Consider the following 14082-nt stretch of genomic DNA (forward strand, 5'->3'; position numbering starts at 1 on the left):
GACCTTCCTCGGGGAGCGCCCACCGGAGACCTCCGCCCGGGCTCCTGAGGAGTTCCCCTGGGGACCCCTGAGGGCCGCCGAAAATGGCAGGCCCCAGGGAGCGGTCCCCGGCACAGTGGCCACATGTCCGGACCCCCGCCCGACCCCAGGGGACTCGACCCGCAGGGCTACATCGCCCCTGAGGGCTCCCTCGCGCGCGTGCCGCCCCCTTTCCGTCCCGTTGTCGCCGCCGCGTGCGAGCGGCTCCCGCTGGTCTTCGGCGAGCGGCTGAACAGCGCGTACGTGTACGGATCGGTTCCGCGCGGCACCGCGCGGGTCGGCCGCAGCGATCTCGATCTGCTGATCGCCCTGCGCGCGGAGCCCACCGACGCCGACCGCGCGGACGCACGCGCGCTGGACGAGGCGCTCGACAAGGAGTTCCACCAGATCGACGGCGCCGCGACCCTCGTGGTCGGCCGGGAGCAGGTGCTGAGCGAGCTGGAGCGGCACGACCTGGGATGGTTCATCGCGTGTCTGTGCACGCACCTGCTCGGCGAGGATCTCGCCGCCCGGCTGCCGCGCTACCGGCCCGACTCGCTGCTCGCCCGTGAGACCAACGGCGATCTCGCCCTGCTGCTGCCCCGCTGGCGGGAGCGCATCGCCGCCACGGACGGCTCGGAGACGGCTCTGCGGCCCCTCGTGCGGTACATGTCCCGGCATCTGGTGCGCACCGGCTTCACGCTCGTCATGCCCCGCTGGCAGGGCTGGACCAGCGACCTGCGCGAGATGGCCGACGCCTTCGGCGCGTACTACCCCGCCCGCGCGCGGCAGATGCGGGCGGCGGCTCTACTGGGCCACGCTCCGCGCGGGGACGCGGCCGTACTGCGCGCCTATGTCGACGACCTCGGACCGTGGCTCGCCGACGAGTACGCGCGCGTGCACGGCGTCAAGGCACCCCGGCCCTCCTAGGCACGCGCCGCGCCACCGGGGCCTGCCGCCGGCGGTCAGATGAGCCCGTGCTCCGTCAGATACTCCAGCTGCGCCCGTACGGACAGCTCCGCCGCGGGCCACAAGGAGCGGTCCACGTCGGCGTACACATGGGCGACGATCTCGGGGACGCCGCGACAGCCGTCCTCCACGGCCGTCTCGACCTGGGCGAGGCGGTGGGCGCGGTGGGCGAGGTAGTACTCCACGGCGCCCTGTGCGTCCTCCAGGACCGGTCCGTGGCCCGGCAGGACGGTGTGGACACCGTCGTCGACGGTGAGGGACCGCAGCCGCCGCAGCGAGTCCAGATAGTCGCCCAGGCGGCCGTCGGGGTGCGCCACGACCGTCGTACCGCGCCCCAGGATGGTGTCGCCCGTGAGGACCGCCCGGTCGGCGGGGAGATGGAAGCTCAGGGAGTCCGCGGTGTGCCCGGGGGTCGGTACGACCCGCAGCTCCAGGCCGCCGACGGCGACCACGTCCCCGGCGCCCAGGCCCTCGTCGCCCAGGCGCAGGGCCGGGTCCAGCGCGCGTACCGGGCTCGACGTCAGCTCGGCGAAGCGCGCGGCGCCCTCGGCGTGGTCGGGGTGGCCGTGGGTGAGGAGGGTGAGCGCGACACGCCGGCCCGCCTGCTCGGCGGTGGCGATGACGTGGCGCAGATGGGTGTCGTCCAGGGGGCCCGGGTCGATCACGACCGCGAGGTCGGAGTCCGGCTCGGCGAGGATCCAGGTGTTGGTGCCGTCCAGGGTCATCGCGGAAGAGTTGGGCGCGAGAACATTGACGGCCCGCGCGGTGGCCGGTCCGGAGAGGACCCCGCCGCGCGGCTGGCCGGGAAGGGCGCTGGCGTCGGTCATGCGGGGGCTCCACCGGTCGGGATGTGCAGGGTGAACTCGGCGTGTCCGGGCCAGGACAGCACGATCTCGCCGCCCACCAGACGGCCCTTGGCCAGCACGGGCGTCAGATCCCGGCCGGGCGCGGCGGCCAGCGCGTCGTCGGCCGAGCCGTACGCGGCCAACTGGCGCAGTGCCGCGATGGTGGGCGGCAGCATCAGCAGCTCGCCCTTGTCGTACCCGGCGGCGGCGTCCGCGGGCCGGATCCACACCGTGCGGTCGGCCTCGGTGGAGGCGTTGCGGGTGCGCTGCCCGGCGGGCAGGGCGGCGACGAAGAACCAGGTGTCGTACCGGCGGGCCTCGAACTCGGGCGTGATCCAGCGCGCCCACGCGGACAGCAGGTCGGAGCGGAGCACCAGGCCGCGGCGGTCCAGGAACTGGGCGAAGGACTCCTCACGCGCGACGAGCGCCGCGCGGTCCGCCTCCCAGGCGTCGCCCGTGGTGTCGCCCACGACCGACTCGGGGTCCGGCCCGGCGAGCAGCACGCCCGCCTCCTCGTACGTCTCGCGCACGGCCGCGCAGACGATCGCCTGGGCCTGCCGCTCGTCGACTCCGAGGCGTTCGGCCCACCACGCGCGCGGGGGGCCCGCCCAGCGGATGTGGTGATCGTCGTCGCGCGGATCGACGCCGCCGCCCGGATACGCGTACGCGCCTCCGGCGAAGGCCATGGAGGCGCGTCTGCGCAGCATGTGGACGACGGGACCGGCGGCGGTGTCCTTCAGGAGCATCACCGTGGCCGCCGCCCTGGGGACGACCGGGGTGAGACCGCCCTCGGTGAGGGCGCGGATCCGGTCCGGCCAGTCCGCTGGGTACAACTGCCCATGAGCCATGGGCGGAGGCTATCCGGTGGGGCGCGGATGTTCGAGAGGCGACGATCACCCGCGCGGGGTCCCCGTGGAGGAGAGGGGGTCCCCGCAGCGGGGCGGAACGGTTCAGTCCGCGGTCAGCTCGACCTGCACCTCGACCTCGACCGGCGCGTCCAGCGGCAGCACCGCCACGCCCACGGCACTGCGCGCGTGCACGCCCTTGTCGCCGAGCACCGCGCCGAGCAGCTCGCTGGCGCCATTGAGCACGGCGGGCTGGCCGGTGAAGTCGGACGCCGAGGCGACGTACCCGACGACCTTCACCACGCGCGCGATGCGGTCCAGATCACCGGCGACGGACTTGACGGCCGCGAGCGCGTTCAGCGCGCAGGTGCGGGCCAGCTCCTTGGCCTCCTCCGGGGTGACCTCCGCGCCCACCTTGCCGGTGACCGGCAGCTTGCCGTCCACCATGGGCAGCTGGCCCGCCGTGTAGACGTACGGCCCGGTCCGCACGGCCGGCTGGTACGCGGCGAGCGGCGGCACCACCTGCGGCAGCGTCAGGCCCAGCTCGGCGAGTCGCGCCTCGACAGCGCTCACGCCTGCTTCTCCCGCTTCAGGTAGGCCACCAGTTGCTCGGGGTTGGGGCCGGGCACCACCTGCACCAGCTCCCAGCCGTCCTCGCCCCAGGTGTCCAGGATCTGCTTCGTGGCATGGACGAGCAGCGGCACGGTTGCGTATTCCCACTTGGTCATGGGGCGACTGTATCGGCTGGGGACGGGGGCGTTTCGGGGGCCGGGGAGGGGACGCTTCAGCGGCCGGGGCCGGGTGGCTTCGGGTGGCAGTGACGGGTCGCGTCAGGGGCCGGGGGCGGGTGGCTTCGGGTGACAGTGGCGGATCGCGTCAGGGGCCAGGGGCGGGTCGCTCCAGAGGGCGGGTCGTTTCAGGTGGCGGGGGCGGCGGCCCTTCCGGCCGGGACCCGGCCGTGCACCCGGCCATGGACCGGCAGCGGAGCCCCACCCCGGCCTCATCCCGGCCCCGCCCAGGCCCTGCTCCACCCCTCCCCTTCCCCTCCCCCACCCCTCCCCGGCGCTCCCCACCCCTCCCCCGCCCCGCGCCGTCCCGAAGCGTGGGCCATGGCTTTTCCACGGGCCTCGGTTGTCCACAGCCTCGGATCCTCCCGGTTGTACCGGGCGCGAACTGGTTACGCTCGAATACGTGAGCAGGCTCCAGGTCGTCAGTGGCAAGGGCGGGACCGGAAAGACGACGGTCGCCGCCGCACTCGCGCTCGCCCTCGCGACGGAGGGGAAGCGGACCCTTCTCGTCGAGGTCGAGGGCCGGCAGGGCATCGCCCAGCTCTTCGAGACGGAGGCGTTGCCCTACGAGGAACGGAAAATCGCCGTCGCACGAGGCGGCGGCGCGGTGTACGCGCTGGCCATCGACCCCGAACTGGCCCTTCTGGACTACCTCCAGATGTTCTACAAGATGGGCAGCGCGGGCCGGGCCCTGCGCAAGCTCGGCGCGATCGACTTCGCCACCACCGTCGCCCCGGGCGTCCGGGACGTCCTGCTGACCGGCAAGGCGTGCGAGGCGGTCCGCCGCAAGGACAGGAACGGCCGGTTCGTGTACGACTACGTCGTCATGGACGCCCCGCCCACGGGCCGCATCACACGCTTTCTGAATGTCAACGACGAGGTGGCCGGGCTGGCGAAGATCGGCCCGATACACAATCAGGCGCAGGCCGTGATGCGGGTGCTGAAGTCGCCGGAGACGGCCGTCCATCTGGTGACACTGCTGGAGGAGATGCCGGTCCAGGAGACCGCCGACGGCATCGCCGAACTGCGCGCCGCGCGGCTCCCGGTGGGCCGGATCATCGTCAACATGGTCCGCCCCGAGCTGCTGGACGAGGCCGGACTGGACCTCGTACGGAACACCGGGCGGGCGGACTTCGCGCGGTCGCTGTCGGCGGCGGGGCTCGGCGGGGCTCGGCGCGGGCAGAACGCCGAGCGGCTGGTGGACCCGCTGCTGGCCCAGGCCGAGGAGTACGCGGAGCGGTACGCGCTGGAGCACGAGCAGCGGGCCCAGCTGGCCGAGCTGGGCCTGCCGCTGCACGAACTGCCGCTGCTCGCCGAGGGTCTGGACCTGGCGGGCCTGTACGAACTCGCCTCGGAGCTGCGGAAGCAGGGGATCTCATGACACCGGACCCGGCCGCCCACACACAGGACGGCGCCCGTCGGCTGACGCCCGCGCGCGTGCTCGACGTCGATCCCCTGCTGGACGACCGGGGGACCCGGATCGTGGTGTGCTGCGGCTCGGGCGGGGTCGGCAAGACGACCACAGCGGCGGCCCTCGGCCTGCGCGCCGCCGAGCGCGGCCGGAAGGTGGTCGTGCTCACGATCGACCCGGCGCGCCGCCTCGCCCAGTCGATGGGCATCGACTCGCTCGACAACACCCCGCGCCGGGTCAAGGGCGTGGACGGCGGGGGCGAGCTGCACGCCATGATGCTCGACATGAAGCGCACCTTCGACGAGATCGTCGAGGCGCACGCGGATCCCGCGCGGGCGGCGGCGATCCTGTCGAACCCCTTCTACCAGTCGCTGTCCGCGGGCTTCGCCGGCACGCAGGAGTACATGGCGATGGAGAAGCTGGGCCAGCTCCGGGCGCGGGACGAGTGGGACCTGATCGTGGTCGACACGCCGCCATCGCGCTCGGCGCTGGACTTCCTGGACGCGCCGAAGCGGCTGGGTTCCTTCCTCGACGGCAAGCTGATCCGGGTGCTGCTGGCCCCGGCCAAGGTCGGCGGACGCGCGGGGATGAAGTTTCTGAACGTCGGGATGTCGATGATGACCGGCGCCCTGGGCAAGGTGCTCGGGGGGCAGCTGCTCAGGGACGTGCAGACGTTCGTGGCGGCCATGGACTCGATGTTCGGCGGTTTCCGCACCCGCGCGGACGCCACGTACAAGCTGCTTCAGGCGCCCGGCACGGCGTTCCTGGTGGTGGCGGCGCCGGAGCGGGACGCGTTGCGGGAGGCGGCGTATTTCGTGGAGCGGCTGGCCGCGGAGGACATGCCGCTCGCGGGTCTGGTCCTCAACCGGGTGCACGGCAGCGGCGCCGACCGGCTGTCGGCCGAGCGCGCGCTCGCCGCCGCGGAAAATCTTGAGGAGCCCCGCATTGTGGATCAGGGGGGCGGGAAAGCTGGTCTTCGTAACTCTCCCGACATCTACGGCAGTTCAGCACCCGCCGGTTCCCGGACCGCCGATTCCCAGACCACCGGTCTCGAAACCGCTGGCCCCGAAACCACCGGTTCCGAGATCACTGATTCCGAAACCACGGATTCCGAGACCTCCGGTGCCGAAAGCATCGGCCCGGACGCCACCGGCACCCCGCTCCCCGGCTCCGAGACCGCCACGCCCGACGCAGGCTCCCCCGCCACGCCGGACCGGCATCCCGCGGTGACCTCGGACGCCGATCCGGAATCAAGCCCTGAGACGACTCCGGACCCGCAGGGAAACGCCGAGCGCGCGGTCGATCTGCTCACCGCGAGCCTGCTGCGCCTGCATGCCGAACGGATGCATCTGCTGGCCCGCGAGCGGCGCACGCGTGACCGCTTCACCGCGCGTCACCCCGAGGTCGCGGTGGCCGAGGTGGCCGCGCTGCCCGGCGATGTGCACGATCTCGCGGGACTGCGGGACATCGGCAACCGGATGGCGGCGAACGCCGGGCGCGCGGAGGGGCTTGAGGGCGCGTCCGAGCAGCCTGAAGGCGCGTCTGAAGGGGTGACAGGGGGCGAGTGATCGAGTGATGGGAGCGAGGAGCGGGAGCGGGGCGGGCAAGTGGCGGCGAGTGAGGAAAGTCACTCCCACCTGCACAGCGGCCCATATCGAGCCGGCACCTGCACAGCAGCGACTATCGCGCCGACGCCGGGCCCACGGCGTACCGGACGGACACCGGACTCCGAAAGACGTCCGGGTCGACGGCACCGCACCCCGAACCCGGGCAACCGGGCGCCCGGAGACCGTCAGCCGAACCGGAACCGGGACAGCTGAACGGAGACCCAGACAGCTGAACCAAGCCCCGGACAGGTGAACCGAGCCCCAGAAAGGTGAACCGGAACCCGGACTGGTGAACCGGGGCGCCCCGCAGGGCGCGTGCCCTCAGCCCACCGCCGCGCGGCTTCAGCCCACCGCCGCGTAGTTCTCGTACACCTCGTCGTCATCGAGCGGCAGCAGTCCGGCCCCCCGCTCGTACTCCGTCCGCGCTGTCTCCAGGAGTCGGCGCCAAGAGGTGACGGTGGGCCGCCTGCGCAGCAGGGCGCGGCGCTCCCGCTCGGTCATCCCTCCCCACACGCCGAACTCGACGCGGTTGTCCAGCGCATCGGCCAGGCACTCCGTGCGCACCGGGCAGCCGGTGCACACCGCCTTGGCCCTGTTCTGCGCTGCTCCTTGAACGAACAGTTCATCCGGATCGGTAGTGCGGCAGGCCGCCTGCGCACTCCAGTCGGTTACCCAGCCCATACCGGCGCCGTCCTCTCCCGAATCGAGGCTCCCCCACGGCGGCAGCGGCATATTCACCGCCGCCAGTTGAGGACGTTACGGAAGGTGGGCACAGCGCAACACCCCCTTCGGGCCCAATCTTGAATGGCCCGAACGGACTATGCGTAAGCGGCAGATCACCCGGGGGAGTGAGCGGGCGACATGCGTGACCATCCCGGCAAACCGGGGCACTTCTACTGAGCCACAACGGACGCCATATGACACACAAGGCGGTTTCGGACACGCCCCTCGCAAAAAAATTCGGGGAACGTCCGGAACGTTTCGGGGTCGCCGGACGTATTGATACGTAGCCCTACTGCTGTGACAGTTGAGCGCAGCTTAGGCCAAGGCATATACGCGTGTCCGGCGAATGAGAACGTAGGCTGCCCCCATGCCAAAGAACCGCTCGGGCGGTGGTCTGTCCCCGATGCAGCAGGCCGCCAAGTTCCTCGGTGTCAGCGTGCTCGCAGGTGCCGTCATGGCCGGGATCGCGCTGCCCGCCGTCGGTGCCATCGGACTCGCGGCGAAGGGATCGGTGGAGAGCTTCGACGAGCTGCCCGCCAATCTGAAGACCCCGCCGCTGAGCCAGCGCACCACGATCCTCGACGCCGATGGCGGCCTGATCGCCACGGTCTACTCGCGCGACCGCACCGTGGTCGACCTCAAGGACGTCTCCCCGTACATGCAGAAGGCGATCGTCGCCATCGAGGACGCGCGCTTCTACCAGCACGGCGCGGTGGACCTCAAGGGCGTGCTGCGCGCCCTGAACGCGAACGCGCAGAGCGGTGGCGTCGCCGAGGGCGCGTCCACGCTCACCCAGCAGTATGTGAAGAACGTCTTCGTGGAGGAGGCCGGCGACGACCCGACGAAGGTCGCCGAGGCCACCCAGCAGACTCTCGGCCGCAAGATCAAGGAGCTGAAGTACGCGATCCAGGTCGAGGAGGAGCTGGGCAAGAAGAAGATCCTTGAGAACTACCTGAACATCACCTTCTTCGGCCAGCAGGCGTACGGCGTCGAGGCCGCGGCCCAGCGCTACTTCTCCAAGTCCGCGAAGGATCTGAACCTCCAGGAGTCGGCGCTGCTGGCCGGCATCGTCCAGTCGCCCAGCCGGTACGACCCGGTCAACGACGAGGCGGAGGCCACCAAGCGCCGTAACACCGTGCTCCAGCGGATGGCCGAGGTCGGCGACATCTCGCCGGCGGAGTCCGCCAAGGCGCAGGCGGAGCCGCTCGGGCTGAACGTCAGCCAGCCGAAGAACGGCTGCATCACGGCCGTCAACGGCGCCGGTTTCTTCTGTGACTACGTCCGCTCGGTGTTCCTGAACGACCCGGCCTTCGGCAAGACCGAGGAGGACCGGGCCAAGGTCTGGAACCAGGGCGGTCTGACGGTCCGTACGACGCTCGACCCCACGGCCCAGGAGTCGGTCCAGGAGTCGATCAAGGACCACGTGTACCAGAGCGACGAGGTGGCCACGGCGGCCACCATCGTCGAGCCGGGCACGGGCAAGATCCTGGCGATGGGCCAGTCACGGCCGTACGGCTTCGGGGAGAACGAGACACAGATCAATCTGTCGGTGGATCAGGCGATGGGCGGCGGCGTCGGCTATCAGGCCGGGTCCACGTTCAAGCCGATCGTCGCCGCGGCAGCCCTGGAGGGCGGGATGCCGGCGACCAAGACGTACTCGTCACCGTACGAGATGGACTATCCGACCCCGGTCGCGCTGTGCGACGGCAAGAGCTGGAACGAAGAGGGCGTCGAACTCACCAACGAGAACGAGTCCGAGGTCGGCCCGTACGACATGAAGGAAGCGACCGCCAAGTCGGTCAACACCTACTACGTTCAGATGATCAGCGAGATCGGCGTCTGCCCGGTGATCGACATGGCCGACAAGATGGGCCTTGACGGGGCGGACGGGAAACCGCTGGAGCAGATTCCGTCGATCGCCCTCGGCGCGGAAGAGATGTCCCCGCTGACCATGGCCGCCGGGTACGCCACCTTCGCCTCGCGTGGGATGTACTGCACGCCGGTCGCCATCGAGTCGATCAGCCAGACCATCGGTGACCAGACCAAGTCGCTGGCGGTCCCGAAGTCGACCTGCTCGCGCGCAATGTCCGAGACCACCGCCGACACCATCAACACGCTGCTGCGCGGGGTGGTCGAGGACGGTACGGGTACGCAGGCGGGCCTCAGCAGCCGCCCCAGCGCCGGCAAGACCGGTACGACGGACGAGCGGTACGCGGCCTGGTTCGTGGGCTACACCCCGAACATGGCCGGCGCCGTCTGGGTCGGCGACCCGGCGCACGACCGCCAGATGTCCGACATCACCATCGGCGGCGTCTGGCACGACAAGGTGTTCGGTGGCCAGGTCCCCGGCCCCATCTGGCGCGACATGATGTCCGGCGCCCTCGCCGACAAGCCGGCCCCCGACTTCACCCTCGTCAACATCCCGGACAGCGCGGAGCGGGACAGCGGCGGTGGCAATGGTGGCGGTAACGGTGGCGGTGGCACCACGGACGGGAACAACGGGGACAGCGGCGACAACGGTGACAACGGCGGCGGTGGCGATCAGGGCGACCTCGGCGGACTGATCGGCGGGCTGTCCACCAATGGCGGTACGGATGCTGGGGGCGGGGGCGGCGGTACGTTGCCTTCGCCGTCGTTCTCGATCCCTGAGGGGTGGATTCAGGGGAATGAGAACGGGGGGCGGAGTGGAGATGGGGGGAATGGTGGGGAGTGGCCCTAGGGTCCCTGGGACCCCTGGTTAGGGGGCGGGGCCCGCTCCCTCCTAGGTTCCTCTCCGGCTTCGCTGGACCGCCGTGGGGAATGTGCGGGTTTTGACTGACGGGGCGCTCCTCTGGCGAGGGGCGCCCCGTTTTTGTCGGTGCGGGGTGGGGCCGTGCCGTGGGTGGATGGGTGAAGGCTGAGGGTGGGGGGCTCAGCTCGTGAGGTGCTTCTTGACCGTGGCGGCGACCCGGCCGCCCTCGGCCAGGCCAGCCACCTGGGGGTTGACGAGCTTCATGACCGCTCCCATGGCACGCGGGCCCTCGGCGCCGCCGGCCTTGGCCTCCTCGACGGCCTGGACGACGATCCGCTCCAGCTCGGCGTCGGAGAGCTGCTTGGGGAGGTAGTCGGCGAGCACCTCGCCCTCCGCCTTCTCCCGCTCGGACTGCTCGGCACGACCGCCCTGGGCGAAGGCCTCGGCGGCCTCGCGGCGCTTCTTCGCCTCGCGGGTGATCACCTTGAGGACCTCGTCGTCGGACAGCTCGCGCTTCGTCTTGCCCGCGACCTCCTCCTTGGTGATCGCGGCGAGCGTCAGCCGGAGCGTGGAGGAGCGCAGCTCGTCGCGCTCCTTGATCGCAACGTTGAGGTCATCGTGAAGCTTCGACTTGAGGGTGGTCATGGGGTTGATTGTCGCAGGTGCGGTGGATAGGGGTGGTGGGGATTTCGGGGGCCGTCCGCGAGGGGGGTGGGTCGGGGTGGTGGGGATTTCGGGGCCCGTCCGCGAGGGGGGTGGGTGGGGGTGGTTCTCTCCGTACCCTCAGGGGTTCTATAGGGCTGGGGGCGGCGTGGGAGTCTCGGTGCCCTACGGACGGGGGCGGGTAGGCGTCGGTATGAGGGCCGGTTCTGACACGATGGTCGTATGCGCGCTCGATATGGAGTACCCCTGGGAATCACGGCGGCTGGGGCCGCCGGACTGATCTACGCGGCGGGTTTCGAGGCCCGCTCCTTCCGTCTGCGACGGGTGACGGTCCCCGTCCTGCCCTCGGGGATGCGTCCGCTGCGGGTGCTCCATGTGTCCGACATCCACATGGTGAGCGGTCAGCGCAAGAAGCAGCGGTGGCTGCGGGCGCTGGCGGGGCTGCGGCCGGACTTCGTGATCAACACCGGGGACAATCTGTCCGACCCGGAGGGCGTCCCGGAGGTCCTGGACGCGCTGGGTCCGCTGATGGAGTTCCCGGGGGCGTACGTCTTCGGCTCGAACGACTATTACGGGCCCAAGCTGCGCAACCCGGCCCGCTATCTCTTCGAGAAGGCACAGGGACGGTACGGCCTGAACGGCAACGCGCCGGCCGTGGGCGCCATCCACAATCCGTGGCAGCAACTCCGGGACGGTTTCGACGACGCGGGCTGGCTGAATCTGACCAACACGCGGGGTGTGCTGAAGGCCGCGGGGGTGTCGGTCGAGCTGACGGGCGTGGACGATCCGCACATCAGGCGGGACCGGTACGAGCAGGTGGCGGGCGGGCCCTCCGGGGCCGGGGACTTCTCCATCGGCGTGGTGCATGCCCCGTACCTCCGCAGCCTGGACGCCTTCACGGCGGACGGCTATCCGCTGATCCTGGCCGGGCACACGCACGGGGGGCAGCTGTGTCTGCCTTTCTACGGTGCGTTCGTCACCAACTGCGATCTGGATACGGGGCGGGTGAAGGGGCTGTCCACGCATGTGGCCGAGGGGCGGACGGCGTACATGCATGTGTCGGCGGGGTGCGGGACGAATCGGTATACGCCGGTACGGGTGGCTTGTCCGCCGGAGGTTACGTTGTTGACGTTGGTGGGGCGGGGGTAGGGGCGGGTCTTGTGGGTGGGGGGCTCGGGGCGGGGGCGTGGGGGGCGCGGTTGCGCAGGCGCCTGGGGGATGTGGGGGGTGTCCGGGAGACGGTGTGGGTGCCGGAGGCTGTGCAGGTTGGGGGACCTGGCAGGTCCGGGCAGGGCGCGGAGCGGAGACCGGGTAGGTCGGCAGACCGGGCAGGTCCGGGGGGCTCGCGGGTCGGGAGAGGTGCAGGTCGGGGGGCCTCGCGGGTCGGGAGAGGTGCAGGTCGGGGGGCCTCGCGGGTCGGGAGAGATGCAGGTCGGGGGGCCGGGCAGGCTTGCCGGAAGGCGCGGGTACCCCACACAGCCCACCCGCATCGCCCCATATACCCCTTTTGCCTAGCCTGGAGGTATGACCGCGCCGATACCCAGGGACATGCCTGACCTCCCCGCGGTCCCGGGCATTGCCTCGCTCCTCCCGTCGTCTCCGGTGCCGGCCGCGGCTGTGGTCGCTCCGGTACGCCGCCCAGTGGCCGCCGCGTTCCGCGTACTGATCGTCCTCGCCTCGACCACCGGCATCACCGTCTACCTGCTCCTGGGCAGCCCACCGCGAGTCCTGAGCTACTTCACCATCCAGGCGAACATCCTGCTGGCGCTGACCATGCTGGTCTCGGCCCGCCGTGCGTGGACGGCCCGCCGCCCGCTGCCGGGCGGGGTATCAGGGGCGGCGCTCCTCTACATCGTGGCGACATCGCTGGTCTACCACTTGCTGCTGGTGAACGAGTCGAGCCCGTTCTCGATGCCGAGCACCTCGGGAGCGGCGGGCCAGCCGCAGCCGACGGGCTGGGCGACGGCGGCGAACATCCTCCTGCACACGGTCGCGCCCACGGCGGCGGTCCTGGACTGGCTGCTGCTCACCACCCCCGGCCGCCTGCACCTCCGCCAGGCCGCGCCGTGGCTCCTCTACCCCCTCGCCTACCTGGCCTTCTCCCTGGGCCGCGGCGAACTACTGCTGCCGGGCACGCCCGGCCGTTACCTCTACCCCTTCCTCGACGTCGACCAGCACGGCTACCGAGGCGTCCTCGGCAACGCCCTCCTCCTCGGCCTCGCCTTCTACGCCGCCGCGGTCGTCCTGATCGCCCTCGACCACATCCGCCCGCGTCTCGTCCGCCACCGGGCCAAAACCGGATTTCGTCTCCAGCCACCGGTGGGCTAAAGTAATCGTCGTCGCCACGGTGAGTGGGGACATCGGGGTGTAGCGCAGCTTGGCAGCGCGCTTCGTTCGGGACGAAGAGGTCGTGGGTTCAAATCCCGCCACCCCGACAGCTAGATGCAGTAACAGAGGCCGTTTCCCCAGGTGGGAGGCGGCCTCTGTGGTTTCCGTGTTTCCTCTGGCCATGGCTTCTTGTGGCTCTTCGTGGGGCAGCGTGGGCAGCTCTGCCCCAGATCTGCCCCAGCGGTGCCCCAGCCCCAGCCCCCCTTCCGGCGGCCCTCACTCCGGCTGGCCGATCCTTCCCGGCACGTAGCGGCGCCCGCTGCGGATCATGCGGGCCCGGCGCTCTTCCTCCTGGGCCAGGACGCAGCTGCCGCACACCGTGAGGGGGACCGCTTCCTCGCCACCCTCACCGCCCCTGGCACCGATGGCGGTGACGAAACGATTCACCGTCCGGCACATGAAGCAGGTGCCGATTTCCCATTCATAGAAGGCGAGAATTGCGGGTGGGGCGAGGCGGTAGCTCGCAGCACGTGCCGCGCCGGTCTCGGGCAACCAAGCCGGTCGGTCCGGGGGTACAGGAGATACCGGCTTGCTGTCACTCACCACGCACTCGCTTCTCCGTCTGCCCCCCGGGACTCTACTTTTCGATGACCAAGTCACTGGACCACGAACCCATCATGCGGCACATGTAGGCGAACTCGCCTACAGACTTTCGATCATGAGATCGCAAGCGTTGCAGAGTGCCATTGCCCGATCCGCCTCCCAACTCCACCCAGCTCCACACATCACGCATTGCCTTCGGTGATCGGCTCCGTGCCGTCCGGCTCGCAGCCGGTCTTACCCAAGAGGAGCTTGTAGAGCGCGCTGGAATAGATCGCGTGGCGTACTCAGAGCTTGAACGAGGGCAACGGGACGCCCGGCTATCCACCCTGCTCCGGATCGAACGGGCACTCAACGCTCACTTGATGCTCGTCACGGAAGACCAGAACCCGCCTGCCGGCTGAGGGCCAATCGGCAGCCAGTGGGGATACAGGCACTCCAATAGAGATACACAGGATTTCTGTGTGGTGAGCGCGGGGCGCCCCCCGCCCGGGGGGGGCGCCCCGGGGCGCGGCGGCGCGCGCGGGCCCCCCCCCCCCCCCCCCGCGCGGGGC

The 14082-nt window shown here is 70.7% G+C and carries 14 protein-coding genes and 1 tRNA gene; 8 read left to right on the forward strand and 7 right to left on the reverse strand.

Annotated features, from left to right (window positions below; genetic code table 11):
* Positions 1–123 precede the first annotated feature (123 nt).
* Positions 124–948 carry a nucleotidyltransferase domain-containing protein gene (locus ACFXAZ_RS26010; protein WP_384595895.1) on the forward strand — a complete coding sequence of 275 codons (825 nt, stop codon included), beginning with the start codon at positions 124–126 and terminating at the stop codon, positions 946–948.
* A gap of 35 nt (positions 949–983) precedes the next feature.
* Here the strand turns inward: ACFXAZ_RS26010 and ACFXAZ_RS26015 are convergent, their stop codons facing one another.
* From ACFXAZ_RS26015 to ACFXAZ_RS26030, 4 genes are all read right to left on the reverse strand, one after another.
* Positions 984–1814: an MBL fold metallo-hydrolase gene (locus ACFXAZ_RS26015; RefSeq protein ID WP_384595898.1), complete on the reverse strand. Its 831-nt coding sequence runs from the start codon at positions 1812–1814 to the stop codon at positions 984–986.
* A complete protein-coding gene (locus ACFXAZ_RS26020; RefSeq protein WP_384595901.1) occupies positions 1811–2680 on the reverse strand; it encodes an NUDIX hydrolase in 870 nt (289 codons plus the stop codon). The genes ACFXAZ_RS26015 and ACFXAZ_RS26020 overlap by 4 nt, the downstream gene beginning before the upstream one ends.
* A 102-nt stretch (positions 2681–2782) precedes the next feature.
* Entirely contained in the window at positions 2783–3250 is a 468-nt protein-coding gene (locus tag ACFXAZ_RS26025; RefSeq protein ID WP_384595904.1) for a RidA family protein, read from the reverse strand.
* Positions 3247–3405 carry a DUF4177 domain-containing protein gene (locus ACFXAZ_RS26030; RefSeq protein WP_009189813.1) on the reverse strand — a complete coding sequence of 53 codons (159 nt, stop codon included), beginning with the start codon at positions 3403–3405 and terminating at the stop codon, positions 3247–3249. The genes ACFXAZ_RS26025 and ACFXAZ_RS26030 overlap by 4 nt, the downstream gene beginning before the upstream one ends.
* Positions 3406–3868: 463 nt before the next feature.
* Here ACFXAZ_RS26030 and ACFXAZ_RS26035 point away from each other — a divergent pair, with 463 nt between their 5' ends.
* Complete coding sequence (locus ACFXAZ_RS26035; RefSeq protein WP_384595908.1) at positions 3869–4846, forward strand: ArsA family ATPase; 978 nt, start codon at positions 3869–3871, stop codon at positions 4844–4846.
* Entirely contained in the window at positions 4843–6444 is a 1602-nt protein-coding gene (locus tag ACFXAZ_RS26040; protein ID WP_384595911.1) for an ArsA-related P-loop ATPase, read from the forward strand. Before ACFXAZ_RS26035 ends, ACFXAZ_RS26040 begins: the two co-directional genes overlap by 4 nt.
* A 381-nt stretch (positions 6445–6825) precedes the next feature.
* Here ACFXAZ_RS26040 and wblA read toward each other — a convergent pair whose 3' ends face one another.
* Positions 6826–7164, reverse strand: a complete 339-nt coding sequence (gene wblA, locus ACFXAZ_RS26045; protein ID WP_194042842.1) for a transcriptional regulator WblA — start codon at positions 7162–7164, stop codon at positions 6826–6828.
* A gap of 409 nt (positions 7165–7573) precedes the next feature.
* Here wblA and ACFXAZ_RS26050 point away from each other — a divergent pair, with 409 nt between their 5' ends.
* On the forward strand, positions 7574–9925 hold the full coding sequence (locus ACFXAZ_RS26050; RefSeq protein ID WP_384595915.1) for a transglycosylase domain-containing protein: 2352 nt from the start codon (positions 7574–7576) through the stop codon (positions 9923–9925).
* 192 nt (positions 9926–10117) lie between these two features.
* On the opposite strand, the gene ACFXAZ_RS26055 is transcribed toward ACFXAZ_RS26050, so the two are convergent.
* On the reverse strand, positions 10118–10582 hold the full coding sequence (locus ACFXAZ_RS26055) for a GatB/YqeY domain-containing protein (protein ID WP_384595918.1): 465 nt from the start codon (positions 10580–10582) through the stop codon (positions 10118–10120).
* 240 nt (positions 10583–10822) lie between these two features.
* On the opposite strand from ACFXAZ_RS26055, the gene ACFXAZ_RS26060 reads away from it, so the two are divergent.
* From ACFXAZ_RS26060 to ACFXAZ_RS26070, 3 genes are all read left to right on the forward strand, one after another.
* A complete protein-coding gene (locus ACFXAZ_RS26060) occupies positions 10823–11749 on the forward strand; it encodes a metallophosphoesterase (RefSeq protein ID WP_384595921.1) in 927 nt (308 codons plus the stop codon).
* Between the two features lie 375 nt (positions 11750–12124).
* Positions 12125–12928 (forward strand): Pr6Pr family membrane protein, encoded by an 804-nt coding sequence (locus ACFXAZ_RS26065; RefSeq protein ID WP_384595924.1) that lies wholly within the window; start codon positions 12125–12127, stop codon positions 12926–12928.
* 33 nt (positions 12929–12961) lie between these two features.
* A tRNA-Pro gene (locus ACFXAZ_RS26070) sits at positions 12962–13035 on the forward strand.
* A 169-nt stretch (positions 13036–13204) separates the two neighbouring features.
* Here the strand turns inward: ACFXAZ_RS26070 and ACFXAZ_RS26075 are convergent.
* Entirely contained in the window at positions 13205–13531 is a 327-nt protein-coding gene (locus tag ACFXAZ_RS26075) for a hypothetical protein (protein WP_384595927.1), read from the reverse strand.
* Positions 13532–13668: 137 nt separating this feature from the next.
* On the opposite strand from ACFXAZ_RS26075, the gene ACFXAZ_RS26080 reads away from it, so the two are divergent.
* Positions 13669–13932 (forward strand): helix-turn-helix domain-containing protein, encoded by a 264-nt coding sequence (locus tag ACFXAZ_RS26080; RefSeq protein WP_384595929.1) that lies wholly within the window; start codon positions 13669–13671, stop codon positions 13930–13932.
* The last annotated feature ends 150 nt before the right edge of the window (positions 13933–14082 follow it).

The sequence above is a fragment of the Streptomyces sp. NPDC059477 genome (assembly GCF_042749375.1).
In the GTDB taxonomy this organism is placed as follows: Bacteria; Actinomycetota; Actinomycetes; order Streptomycetales; family Streptomycetaceae; genus Streptomyces.